This window comes from Ignavibacteriota bacterium, from assembly GCA_013285405.1.
GTDB lineage: Bacteria > Bacteroidota > Ignavibacteria > Ignavibacteriales > Ignavibacteriaceae > IGN2.
The window spans coordinates 2,918,337-2,930,410 of record CP053446.1 but is presented as its reverse complement, the minus strand read 5'-3'; the positions used below and the strand labels follow the sequence as shown (position 1 = coordinate 2,930,410).

Here is a 12,074-nt window from a genome sequence, read left to right as displayed (position 1 = left end):
CTTTAGTTTTTAATTATTATTTGTTTTCAATTTTCTCAATACATCCCACCTGGGATCGATGTTTTCGTCTTTACAATCACAAGTTCCTTCGTTAAGATTCTTCCCACATTTCGGACATAATCCTTTACAATCTTCGGAACATAATTTTTTCATTGGAATAGCAAGCAAAGCAAAATCACGTATATCTTTATCCAGTTCAATTTTATCAGTATCCGGATGAATGAAAACTACTTCTTCTCTCTCATTTTCATCGGATTCGGTATTCGACCGAAACAAATAAACAGTTTTGTAATTACTATTTATTTCAGACTGAAATTCTTTGGCACACCTATCACAGTTAAAATTACCTGTTATGCGTGTCTCAGCATCCAGAATTATCTGATTATCAAATTTTGTAAGAGCAACAGAAGTTCTAAAATTACCAATATATGGTTCGGAAATATCTAACTCGCTCGCTTTACCTTCAAAATTGAAATCGTAACTGCCATTAGTCAGATTTGAAACCTTAATCTTAATCATTTTCTTATAAATTCGAATGAAAAATGGCTACAAATATATTTATTGGATGAAAGATATACAAGCTAAACAGTTATATACAGGTTGATCTTGTTTTATATACTTTGCTTATTTAATCATCAATTCTGTAACATTTATCTTTAAAGTGTATCAATGAGCTATTCAAGATAATTATAAGTGCATTCATCACATTTTTTCTTTATTTACTATTTTAGCCTGTCAAATTTCTATTTTTAATTTTCACATCGAATGCTTGTTGTCAAAAATCTTGTAAAATCATATAACGACAAAAGAGTTGTTGATAATCTTTCATTTCAGGTTCATCCCGGAAAAATATTCGGTATGCTGGGTCCTAATGGTGCTGGAAAAACTACAACTCTGAGAACGATTCTGAATATAATAAAACCAACTTCAGGCGAAATATTATTCGATAATAATCCTGTCGGCTATGAATATTATAACCTCATAGGTTATTTACCCGAAGAAAGAGGTCTTTACAGAAAAAGTAAAGTAATTGATGTGTTAATATATTTTGCCGCATTGAAGAATATCAGGAAAAAAGACGCAGTAAAACTTTCAGATATCTGGTTGAATAAACTATATATCAGTGAATATAGAGAAAAGAAAATTGAGCAGCTATCAAAAGGCAATCAGCAGAAAGTTCAATTGATTGCTGCGATAATTCATAATCCAAAACTACTTATACTCGATGAACCGTTTACCGGTTTTGATCCGATTAATCAGCAGGAAGTTAAAGATTTGATTTTTTCTTTTGTGTCTGAGGGAAAAACGATAATTCTATCTACTCATCAAATGGATCTCGCAGAAAAACTATGCGAAGAAATTTTATTAATAGACAAAGGAAAAGCTATAAGTTTTGGCAACCTTTCAGACATAAAGAAAAATTTTGGAGGAAATAATATCAGGTTGAGTATCAGTGGAGATTATACTGCACTTAAACAATATCCGGAAATTTTAAAAATTGATATTTACAACAACTATTCTGATATTCAATTGAAAGATGACGTCGAGCCATCACATTTCCTTAAGAAAATTATTGAACGAAATGATGTTAATCATTTTTCAATCGTTGAACCTTCGCTGAATAAAATATTTATCGATTTAATAAAGCATAAGCTAAACTAATGATTAAGAAAATAGCCGCAATTGCAAAATGGGAATTTTTGGAGAAGCTTAAAACAAAAGCATTTCTTATTTCATTAATAATTACACCTATCATCATTGTTTCAATAACTATTTTACCATCTATAATTTTTAGTGAAGAGCACCCGAATGTTGAAGTGATTGGTATTATAGATACTTCCGGAATTTATTTTGACTTTATTGCAGAAGAACTTCAGAAATATGAACTGCCGGATGGACAAAAAAATTATGTTCCACTCAATCTGACAGAATCCGGTAAATCGTTCAATGAATTAATCAATAATGCTGATGTAAAAGTTTTCGATAATTTAATCAAGGGTTATTTGATCCTCAGTACTAATAGTAATGATTCATTAACTGCTGAGTTCAGAACTAACGTAATTGGCAGCCTGAGAGTAGCTGAAAGACTGGAAGAAGCATTAAATAAATTTCAGATGGAGCAAGTCTTGGAAAAAGCCGGTGTGAACATAGCCCTTTTGAATCATATTCAGAATAGAACTGTTGTTCAGCAGAAAAAAATTTCGGAGGATGGTAAAATATCCGAACAGGATTTCTTCTCTACTTTTTTTCTTTCAGTGATTTTTATTTTATTGCTAATGATGATGGTAGTTTATTCAGGTCAAATGATGGTTCGTAGTTTAATAGAAGAAAAATCAAGCAGACTCATAGAAATGCTTATTTCCAGCAGTACTCCTGATGAACTTCTAACAGGTAAAATTCTGGGTTTAAGCATGCTTGGACTTACACAAATGCTGATCTGGATTTTAATCGGGATAAGTCTTGCAGCAAGTGCCTTGATACCAGCAGCAGCTTTTAGAAATTTATTACCAATGCTTCTGTATTTTATTCTGGGTTACTTATTTTATGCGAGTCTTTTCGTAGGTATCGGGTCATCTGTAAATACAGAACAGGAAGCTCAGCATATCACAACTTATCTAAGTTTAATTTTAATGCTTCCGGTTGTAATTGCATTGCCAGCTATACAGAATCCGGATTTTTTACTCACAAAAATTTTTTCATACTTCCCGCTTACAATTCCAACAGTTATGATTCTTCGGCTCAACATCGAAGATGTATCAACAATTGAAATAATTGCAACTATTGGAATTTTAATAATCTCAACTTTAATTGTCACAAAAATCAGTGCAAAAATTTTTAAAGTTGGAATATTATCCTACAGTAACCGTCCAGGTTTGAAGGAATTAATTAGCTGGATTAAAGATTAGTAATGAAATCTATTTAACGATCAAATGATAAAAGATTCAATTTTACTTCTTGCAGATTCTCCAATTCTAAATCCAAAGGAAATTGTACCTTATCATAATCTATCAACTAACTATTCTGTTTATCTTAATACTTTACTGTTCTCAAACTGGATTGATCTTTTATCTGAATCGGACAATCAGGTTGAATTATTTACCTTATTAAATGAACGTGATAAAGAATATTTGCCAAAATATCTTCTACCCACAGGAGCAAATTCTGTTTTTTACAAAGAAGATATCGATGTTAATCTTACGGAAATAATATACAATCATTCATCACACTTAGATTCAAAAACTATAATTGTATATTTTAATTCAATTGGATTGAAATTGAATGAAATATTCAGAGCATTCAGCCTGGTAACGACAGATGAACCATCGCTGGTTATTGGAAAATCTGACAGTCATAAAATTAATTGTGTTTGTGCTAAAAATATCGAGAACGAACTTTTCAGCTTGCTCATCAAATCAAAAAGATGTTATGATAAATATCTTGGGCTGATAAGTTACAAGGATTACTTCCTCCATCCGATAAGAAACTTTTTATCAATTGATGAGTTCGAAGACATTAAAAAATTATATATTGAGCTATCAAAAAAAGAAAGTCTATCATACTGCAGTCAGAAAATGCATGAGAGTTTTAACGATTTATTTATTGAATACAAAGAGCTATTGAATGTCTAAAGTTGGTATTTTTGGAGGAACATTTGATCCAATACATCTTGGACACTTGATAACAGCTCAGTCTGTTAAAGAAATCAGAAATCTCGATAAAATCATTTTTATTCCGGCTTACATTTCTCCGCATAAAACCGATGCAAAACCTAGTTTACCTGAAGACCGATTAAATATGATAAAAATAGCCGTGGACAATATTCCTTTTTTTGATTATTCAGATATTGAGATTAAAAAAGGTGGAATATCATTTACAATTGATACTCTCAGAGAACTTAAAAAAAGTTATGATAAAATAGAGTTCATAATAGGTTATGATAACATTTTCACATTCCACACTTGGAAAGAGCCGGATGAAATATTCAAACTCGCTGATGTAATAGTTTTAAAGAGAAAATCTTCGCATCCTCCGCAGTTTGAAGATAAATATTATCGTCAGGCTGTATTTGTTCAAACGAGGGGAATCGAAATCAGTGCAACTGATATTCGTGAACGGGTAAAACGAGCATTACCAATCAATTTTCTTGTTCCACCTAAAGTATTGGAATATATTTACAATCATAAATTATACATTGCATAAATGAAGATTTTAGTTACAGGCGGTGCTGGATTTATCGCTTCACAAATTGCCGATGAATACATCAATGAAGGTCATCAGATTTTTATACTTGATAACCTAACAACAGGATTTGAAAAAAATATTAATCTCAAAGCTCAGTTTATAAGAGAAGATATTTGTTCATCAGCAATCATCAGCCTTTTTGAAAAAGAAAAGTTTGATGTAGTCAATCATCATGCTGCGCAAATTGATGTCAGAAAATCTGTTAATGATCCTGTGTTCGATGCAAATACAAATATTCTCGGAACAATAAATCTCCTGCAGGCAAGCATAAAAACCGGCGTGAAGAAATTCATATTTGCTTCCACCGGAGGTGCTATTTATGGTGAACAGGAATATTTCCCCGCTGATGAAAAGCATCCGACAAATCCTGTTTCACCTTACGGAATAACAAAACTGACGATAGAAAAATATTTATATTTTTATAGGAACGAATACGGATTAAAATATTCTATTCTGCGCTATGCAAATGTTTACGGACCAAGACAAAACCCGTTTGGTGAGGCTGGAGTTGTTGCAATATTTACAAATAAACTATTAAGAAATGAAAACCCTGTCATAAATGGAAATGGTAAGCAAACCCGTGATTATGTTTTTGTTGAAGACGTTGTTAAAGCAAATGTTATTGCGCTTAATGATAATTCATCGGAAATATATAATGTCGGTACCGGAACTGAAACCAGCGTCAATGAATTATTTCTAAAGCTTAATAAAGTTGCAGGAAATAAAGCTGAAGAGAAGCATGGTCCCGCTCCAAAAGGTGAACAATTAAGAAGTGTAATTTCATCAGCAAAATTATTTAACAGATTTAAGTGGAAGCCTTCTATTAAAATTGATGAAGGATTACAAAAAACTTTCAATTTCTTTAGCTCGATAAATTAGATGATGAATTTGCCATATCAAGAATTAACAGAAAAAGTATTTCACAATGACAGGAGAAAAGTTGCAAGAGCGATCTCCATTGTTGAAGATCACAATTCTGAAGCATCGGAACTTCTAAAAAATATTTATAAAAGAGTTGGAAAAGCATACAGAATTGGAATTACGGGACCGCCGGGAGCCGGAAAAAGTACCATTACAAATCAATTAACAAAATTATTTCGCAGCGAAGGTAAAAAAGTTGGAATTATTGCTGTTGATCCAACAAGCCCGTTCACTGGCGGAGCTTTACTTGGTGACAGAATTCGTATGAATGAAATCGGAAATGATGATGGAGTTTTTATCCGGAGTATGGCAACGCGTGGTAGTCTTGGCGGGTTAAGTAAAAAAGCAATCGATGCAGCAGATGTTCTTGATGCTGCCGGATATGATTATATAATTCTTGAAACAGTGGGCGTAGGTCAGTCTGAGCTTGATATTGTTCAGGCTGCAGATACAACAATAGTTGTACTCGTTCCTGAATCAGGAGATTCAGTTCAGGCAATGAAAGCCGGCTTAATGGAAATTGCAGACTTCTTTGTTCTCAATAAGAGCGATAGACCGGGAGCGGATCAAGCGGTTGCTTCCCTGCAGACCACATTAATGATGAAAGATCACGATGAAAATTCATGGATGCCCGGTATTATCAAAACCGTTGCATCTGAGAACAAAGGTATCAAGGAGGTCTTTGATGAAGTGCAAAGACACAACAAATATTTAAAGGATAAAAAATTATTTCAGCATAAAAGAGAATTACAGGCGAAGAACAGGATTAAAGAAATTGTTGAGAGTAAAATAAAGGAAGAATTGTGGAGTGAAAGTGGCGAAAAATCTTTAAATTCTGCTTTAGAAAAAGTTATACTCGGCAATTTATCACCCTACGTTATTGCTGAAGAAATTATTTCAAATTTCATCAATAAAAAATAGAGACTTCTGAAAAATTCTAATTTGTCGTATTGAACGACCTGCCTGCCGGCAAGGCAGGAGTGAAATATCTTGTTTTTAAATTGATAAATCCGGTAGCTGCCGGATTCAGAGTGACACATCGACAATAATTCAGAAGTCTCAAATAATTAGTTAATATATTTTAAAAACTACTTTACGGGCTAATTCTATGTCAGATACAAACCAAATCACGGAAAGCAGATTTGTAACAGACCTATCCGAAAATCAAATTCTCATAAGAGATACAATTCGTGACTTCGCTCAGAAAAAAATTAAACCTAAGATAATGGAATGGGATGAGCCACAAATTTTCCCAATGGAAATATTTCGTGAACTTGGCGAACTTGGTTTTATGGGAATTATTTTTCCGGAAGAATATGGAGGCGCTGGTTTAGGTTATGTTGAATTTGTAATTATCCTCGAAGAACTTGGAATAGTTGATCCATCTGTTGCACTTTCTGTTGCCGCACACAATGGGCTTTGTACTAACCACATTTACCGTTTCGGAAATGAAACTCAGAGAAAAAAATATTTACCAGATTTGGTTTCGGGGAAAAGTATTGGTGCGTGGGGTTTAACTGAATCTGAGTCGGGAAGTGATGCTGCCGGACTCAAATCAATTGCTGAAAAAAAAGGTAACAAATATGTTTTGAATGGAAGCAAAACATTTACAACTCACGGTTCGTCAGCAAAAACACTTGTCGTTATTGCGATAACAAATAAAGATGCCGGTAAAAAAGGTATTTCAGCTTTCATACTTGAAAAAGGATTTCCTGGATTGATAGTCGGGAAAAAAGAAAACAAATTGGGAATGCGTGCAAGTGAAACTGTTCAGCTTACTTTTGAAAATTGTGAAGTACCGGCAGAAAATTTACTTGGTGAAGAAGGAATGGGTTTCATCAATGCAATGCAAATACTTGAAGGAGGCAGAATTTCGATTGCGGCTGTTAGTCTTGGATTAGCTCAAGGCTGTTTGAATGAATCATTAAAATATTCTCAGGAAAGACATCAATTCGGAAAACCTATCTCGTCATTCCAGGCAACACAATTCAAGCTTGCTGAAATGAAAACAAATATCGAGGCTGCAAAATTGTTAACAATGCGTGCTGCAAAAATGAAAGATGATGGTCTTCCAAATATTAAAGAAGCAGCAATGGCAAAACTTTTTGCAAGTGAAATTGCAGAAAAAGCTGCAAGTGAGGCTGTACAAATTCACGGCGGTTATGGATTTACAAAAGATTATCCTGTCGAAAAATATTTCAGAGATGTAAAACTCTGCACAATCGGTGAAGGAACTTCAGAAATTCAAAGAATTGTTATTGCAAGAGAATTGTTGAAATGAAATCAATCGGCACACAAATAAAAGAAGATGAAGTTTTCCTAAAACGAACAGACTTTCAGAAAGAACTGGTAAGAAAACTTTCTGCTGAAAAAGAAAAAATAAAACTCGGTGGTGGGAAAAAGTCACATGAAAAACACAAAGCAAAAGGAAAACTTTCAGCAAGAGAAAGAATAAGTCTTCTTGTTGATAATACAACTGCCACGGCGACTCGTCTTGGCGAAGACGCAAGCCGTAGCCAGAAGCACTCTGGCGAAGCCGGGAAGGAATTTCTTGAGCTTAGTACATTCGCTGCTTTTGAAATGTATGAAGAGCACGGCGGTGCACCATCTTCCGGGACAATTTATGGAATTGGTAAAATCAGCGGAAGACAATGTGTAATCGTTGCAAACGATGCTACCGTAAAAGCAGGTGCATGGTTTCCGATAACTGCAAAGAAAAATCTACGTGCACAGGAAATTGCGATGGAAAATAATCTTCCGATAATTTATCTCGTTGACAGTGCCGGAGTTTTCCTTCCGCTTCAAGATGAAATTTTTCCAGACAAAGAACACTTCGGAAGAGTTTTTAGAAATAATGCAGTGATGTCTTCAAAAGGAATTCCACAAATTGCCGCGATAATGGGTCCATGTGTTGCCGGTGGTGCTTATTTACCAATAATGAGTGATGAAGCACTAATAGTTGAAGGTGAAGGATCAGTTTTTCTTGCAGGTTCACATCTTGTTCGTGCAGCAATCGGAGAAAAAATTGATAATGAAACTCTTGGCGGTGCAAGAGTTCAATCAAACATTTCTGGTGTTACAGATTATGTGATGAAAAATGATGAAGAATGTTTGAAACAAATCAGAAGTCTTGTTGACAAATTTGGAAAACGTGATAAAGCCGGATTTAATAGAATTGAATCACAACCGCCGAAGTTTTCTCCAAGAGAAATTTATGGAATATTACCTGAGGACACTATCAAACCTTATGATATGTACGAATTGATTTCAAGGATAGTGGATAATTCTGAGATTGATGAATACAAAGCTGGCTATGGAAAAACTTTAATAACAGCTTATACAAGAATTGATGGATGGGCTGTTGGAATTATTGCAAATCAAAGAAGTGTTGTAAAAACAGAATCCGTTAAAGGTTCAAGCGAGATGCAGGTTGGAGGTGTAATTTATTCTGACAGCGCAGATAAAGCAACAAGATTTATTATGAACTGCAACCAGAAAAAAATTCCTTTAGTATTCTTGCAGGATGTAACAGGATTTATGGTTGGCAGTCGTGCTGAACACGGAGGAATCATCAAAGATGGTGCAAAGATGGTTAATGCAGTAGCAAATTCTGTTGTTCCAAAAATCACAATAATAATCGGCAACAGCTTTGGTGCAGGAAATTATGCAATGTGCGGTAAAGCTTATGATCCAAGATTTATTTATGCATTCCCGAATGCAAAAATTGCAGTAATGGGAAGTTCACAGGCAAGCAGTGTTTTGCTCGACATCAAACTTAAGCAGGCAGAAAAGAACGGCAATAAAGTTTCCCAACAGGAAAAGCAAAAACTTCTTGATGAAATAACCGCAGCTTATGATGAAAAAAATAATCCATATTATGCAGCAGCAAGATTATGGATTGATGAAATAATAGATCCCGCAGAAACAAGAAAATATATCTCAATGGGAATCGAAGCAGCAAATCATAATCCGGAAATTCCAAAATTCAATACTGGAGTAATTCAAACCTAAATGAGGTTTAAATTATTTTTTTTAATGGCTTTCATTTTGGCTTCTGCCCTATCCACATATTTATTTTCGCAGCAAAGTTCATTATCAAAAGGAGTAAATTATCTTTCTGAATTTATAGCTTCAGATTATTTTCTTGATCTTAAAAAAAAACTATTCTGATCTTGATTTAGTTGATTCGATCTATATCCGGGCATTAGAATTCTATGATTACGATTACGAGGAAGCCTTATTAGCATTAACATTTGCAACTATCCCCTTCCGGAAAGTGCCATTAGTTATTCCTTTTATTAATGTGAGAATTTATTACCCTTTAATTTCAGCAAATGATTCCATTTCGAATCTTAAAAATCAAAATCTTCCGGCAAAATTATTTTATGATACACCTGATGATAGTGGTGGAGATAAAGATAAACTGGCACATTTCTTTGGAAATGCCTTCATAGGTTATGCAGAGAACGTGTTGAAATTAGCCGATGTATTTGGTTATTTTGTAGAGGCATTTGAAGAAGATTTTAAAGCTCAGTCGGAAGTTGATTTTAGGGATGTTGATGTTAATTGGTATGGCGTTCTCTTTGGAGATATGCTTGAATTGAATAAAAAAATTCTGCCATCACAAATAATGACTTTACGATCACTCAGATATTTCATTATAACTTTATGAATAAAATATTAATTATTGACGACGAAAAGGAAATTTGCGAAAGCATAAAAATGATCCTCGATTATGAAGGATATGACGCTCAGTTGTCAACATCTGCAATTCAAGGGTTAAAATTTGTTGAAGAATATTTGCCATCCTGTATTTTGCTTGATATTCAGATGCCTGAAATGAGTGGCTTTGAAGTATTGAAAAAAGTCAAGGAATCAAATCCATCAATATCTGTCATTATTATTTCTGCACATGGAAGTATTGAGAATGCGATCAAAGCAACAAGACTTGGTGCATTTGATTTTATTCAGAAACCTATCGACCGTGATAAGCTTCTGATAAGTGTTCGTAACGCTGTTGAACAGGTTAAATTACTCACTGAAAATATTGAAATCAAAAAAACTCTTGAAGGAAGTGGAGAAATTCTTGGACAGAGCAAACAAATTAAGTCAATACTTGAGCTGATCGAAAAGGTTGCACCGCTTGATACAAGAGTTTTAATTACAGGCGAAAATGGAACTGGTAAAGAATTGGTTGCCAGAGCAATCCACAAGAAAAGTCAAAGAAAAGATAAACCATTTGTCGAAGTAAATTGTGCGGCTATTCCGAATGAATTAATTGAATCTGAATTATTCGGACACGAAAAAGGTTCATTTACTGGTGCAGTTTCTCAACGAATTGGGAGATTTGAATTAGCAAATAAAGGCACGATATTTTTAGATGAAGTTGGTGACATGAGTCCTCAGGCTCAGGCAAAAGTACTCAGAGCAATAGAAGATGGAAAGATTGAACGTGTTGGCGGCGGGAAAAAAATTGATGTTGATGTTCGAATCATCTCTGCGACAAATAAGGATTTACCGGAAGAGATAGTAAAGGAAAAATTCAGAGAAGATCTTTACCACAGATTGAATGTGATTCCTATAAACATTCCTCCACTTCGTGATCGGAAAGATGATATTCCAATTCTTGTAGAAGCTTTTTCGAGAGATATTACTACAAAGTATAAAAAATTACCAGTAAAATTTTTGGATGATGCAGTGAGATATCTTCAGGAAATGCAATGGACAGGTAATGTTCGTGAACTTAAAAATATTGTTGAGAGAATTATAATTATTATTGATAAAAAAGAAGTTTCAAGATCAGATATTGAATTTCTGCTTAAACCCGGCCAAGCAACTATGGATGATATTATCGATGAATCAAATTCATTCCAGGAATTTAAAGAGAAGGCTGAACGGGCTTTTATTTTAAAACAATTAAATGAAAACGGATGGAATATCAGTAAAACTGCTGAGCTTCTTGATATTCAACGAAGTCATCTTTATAATAAAATGAAAAAGTATGGAATAGAGAAAGGTGAATAACGTGGCTACAATTTTTTCTAAAATAATTAATAGAGAGATTCCCGCTGAAATTGTTTTTGAAACTGACAATGTTCTGGCGTTCAAAGATATCAAACCTCAAGCACCGATTCACATTCTGATTATTCCAAAGATAGAAATCCCAAAAGTAACAGATATCAATGGTAAAACACATTCAACTCTACTCGGAGAGATGTTTGATGCAGCAAATAAACTTGCTAAAGATATGGGAATTTCAGAAAGAGGTTTCAGACTTGTGTTGAATTGCGGTAATGATGGTGGTCAGGAAGTTTATCATCTTCATATGCATCTTCTTGGTGGAAGACATATGCAGTGGCCTCCGGGTTGAAAGGCTATTATTCAAAGCTATTTATGAATTTTAATTTCTGATTAAGATTGAAGCGTTTATGTTTTATAAACTTCTTTTCTATGTCCAATTGTTATTACTAAAATAACAAATACTTCTTTTTCCTTCTTATAAATTATACGGTAATCACCGATTCTTAATGATCTTAATCCCTTTAATGGACCTGTTAATTGTTTTCCTAAATCCGGTTGCGATTTTAATTTCTCAATTGCAACTCGTAGATTTTTTATTACATCAGGATTTACTTTTTCAAAAGACTTTATTGCCTTCTGAGTGTACTGAATCTTCCACACTATTTATCTCCGAATAAATCTTCGTGATTTACTCGTATCTCTTTTTTTTCAGATAAAGCTTCGAATATTTCCTTAACGAGTTCATTATCTGACAAAATTTCTAATGTCTCCTGTAATCCTTCGTATTCTTCTTTAGATATGATTACAGAAGGTTTTTGAATCTCAATTGTTTTTATTTTGTTCGTTTCCATTATCTTACCTTTTTTCTATAACTAAATATATCGACAATT

The 12,074-nt window shown here is 33.8% G+C and carries 14 protein-coding genes; 11 read left to right on the top strand and 3 right to left on the bottom strand.

Annotated elements, in window-relative coordinates; translation table 11 throughout:
* Positions 1-9: 9 nt before the first annotated feature.
* On the bottom strand, positions 10-519 hold the full coding sequence (locus tag HND39_12805) for a DUF177 domain-containing protein (GenBank protein QKJ97092.1): 510 nt from the start codon (positions 517-519) through the stop codon (positions 10-12).
* A gap of 246 nt (positions 520-765) precedes the next feature.
* Here HND39_12805 and HND39_12800 point away from each other — a divergent pair, with 246 nt between their 5' ends.
* The 11 genes from HND39_12800 to HND39_12750 all read left to right on the top strand — a co-directional run bounded on the left by HND39_12800 (position 766) and on the right by HND39_12750 (position 11,533).
* Positions 766-1,662 (top strand): ATP-binding cassette domain-containing protein, encoded by an 897-nt coding sequence (locus HND39_12800; protein QKJ97091.1) that lies wholly within the window; start codon positions 766-768, stop codon positions 1,660-1,662.
* Positions 1,662-2,906, top strand: a complete 1,245-nt coding sequence (locus tag HND39_12795) for an ABC transporter permease (protein ID QKJ97090.1) — start codon at positions 1,662-1,664, stop codon at positions 2,904-2,906. Before HND39_12800 ends, HND39_12795 begins: the two co-directional genes overlap by 1 nt.
* A 24-nt stretch (positions 2,907-2,930) precedes the next feature.
* Entirely contained in the window at positions 2,931-3,629 is a 699-nt protein-coding gene (locus HND39_12790; GenBank protein ID QKJ97089.1) for a hypothetical protein, read from the top strand.
* Positions 3,622-4,200 (top strand): nicotinate (nicotinamide) nucleotide adenylyltransferase, encoded by a 579-nt coding sequence (nadD, locus tag HND39_12785; protein QKJ97088.1) that lies wholly within the window; start codon positions 3,622-3,624, stop codon positions 4,198-4,200. The genes HND39_12790 and nadD overlap by 8 nt, the downstream gene beginning before the upstream one ends.
* Positions 4,201-5,121, top strand: coding sequence for an NAD-dependent epimerase/dehydratase family protein (locus HND39_12780; protein ID QKJ97087.1), 921 nt, complete (start codon positions 4,201-4,203; stop codon positions 5,119-5,121). It abuts the gene before it with no gap.
* Positions 5,122-6,084, top strand: coding sequence for a methylmalonyl Co-A mutase-associated GTPase MeaB (gene meaB, locus HND39_12775; GenBank protein QKJ97086.1), 963 nt, complete (start codon positions 5,122-5,124; stop codon positions 6,082-6,084).
* 187 nt (positions 6,085-6,271) lie between these two features.
* Complete coding sequence (locus HND39_12770) at positions 6,272-7,444, top strand: acyl-CoA dehydrogenase (protein ID QKJ97085.1); 1,173 nt, start codon at positions 6,272-6,274, stop codon at positions 7,442-7,444.
* Positions 7,441-9,174, top strand: a complete 1,734-nt coding sequence (locus HND39_12765; GenBank protein QKJ97084.1) for an acyl-CoA carboxylase subunit beta — start codon at positions 7,441-7,443, stop codon at positions 9,172-9,174. The genes HND39_12770 and HND39_12765 overlap by 4 nt, the downstream gene beginning before the upstream one ends.
* Positions 9,175-9,307: 133 nt before the next feature.
* Positions 9,308-9,835 carry a hypothetical protein gene (locus HND39_12760; protein QKJ97083.1) on the top strand — a complete coding sequence of 176 codons (528 nt, stop codon included), beginning with the start codon at positions 9,308-9,310 and terminating at the stop codon, positions 9,833-9,835.
* Positions 9,832-11,187, top strand: a complete 1,356-nt coding sequence (locus HND39_12755; GenBank protein ID QKJ97082.1) for a sigma-54-dependent Fis family transcriptional regulator — start codon at positions 9,832-9,834, stop codon at positions 11,185-11,187. Before HND39_12760 ends, HND39_12755 begins: the two co-directional genes overlap by 4 nt.
* A 1-nt stretch (position 11,188) precedes the next feature.
* Positions 11,189-11,533 carry a histidine triad nucleotide-binding protein gene (locus HND39_12750; GenBank protein ID QKJ97081.1) on the top strand — a complete coding sequence of 115 codons (345 nt, stop codon included), beginning with the start codon at positions 11,189-11,191 and terminating at the stop codon, positions 11,531-11,533.
* A 56-nt stretch (positions 11,534-11,589) separates the two neighbouring features.
* Here HND39_12750 and HND39_12745 read toward each other — a convergent pair whose 3' ends face one another.
* A complete protein-coding gene (locus HND39_12745) occupies positions 11,590-11,844 on the bottom strand; it encodes a type II toxin-antitoxin system RelE/ParE family toxin (GenBank protein QKJ97080.1) in 255 nt (84 codons plus the stop codon).
* Complete coding sequence (locus tag HND39_12740; protein QKJ97079.1) at positions 11,844-12,035, bottom strand: hypothetical protein; 192 nt, start codon at positions 12,033-12,035, stop codon at positions 11,844-11,846. The genes HND39_12745 and HND39_12740 overlap by 1 nt, the downstream gene beginning before the upstream one ends.
* Positions 12,036-12,074: the final 39 nt, after the last annotated feature.

Bases quoted from the DNA above. Each gene is read 5' to 3' on its own strand.
- HND39_12740 (QKJ97079.1), bottom strand. From the start codon at position 12,035: ATGGAAACGAACAAAATAAAAACAATTGAGATTCAAAAACCTTCTGTA.
- HND39_12795 (QKJ97090.1), top strand. From the start codon at position 1,662: ATGATTAAGAAAATAGCCGCAATTGCAAAATGGGAATTTTTGGAGAAG.
- nadD (QKJ97088.1), top strand. From the start codon at position 3,622: ATGTCTAAAGTTGGTATTTTTGGAGGAACATTTGATCCAATACATCTT.
- HND39_12790 (QKJ97089.1), top strand. From the start codon at position 2,931: ATGATAAAAGATTCAATTTTACTTCTTGCAGATTCTCCAATTCTAAAT.
- HND39_12770 (QKJ97085.1), top strand. From the start codon at position 6,272: ATGTCAGATACAAACCAAATCACGGAAAGCAGATTTGTAACAGACCTA.
- HND39_12755 (QKJ97082.1), top strand. From the start codon at position 9,832: ATGAATAAAATATTAATTATTGACGACGAAAAGGAAATTTGCGAAAGC.
- HND39_12805 (QKJ97092.1), bottom strand. From the start codon at position 519: ATGATTAAGATTAAGGTTTCAAATCTGACTAATGGCAGTTACGATTTC.
- HND39_12765 (QKJ97084.1), top strand. From the start codon at position 7,441: ATGAAATCAATCGGCACACAAATAAAAGAAGATGAAGTTTTCCTAAAA.
- HND39_12780 (QKJ97087.1), top strand. From the start codon at position 4,201: ATGAAGATTTTAGTTACAGGCGGTGCTGGATTTATCGCTTCACAAATT.
- HND39_12800 (QKJ97091.1), top strand. From the start codon at position 766: ATGCTTGTTGTCAAAAATCTTGTAAAATCATATAACGACAAAAGAGTT.
- meaB (QKJ97086.1), top strand. From the start codon at position 5,122: ATGATGAATTTGCCATATCAAGAATTAACAGAAAAAGTATTTCACAAT.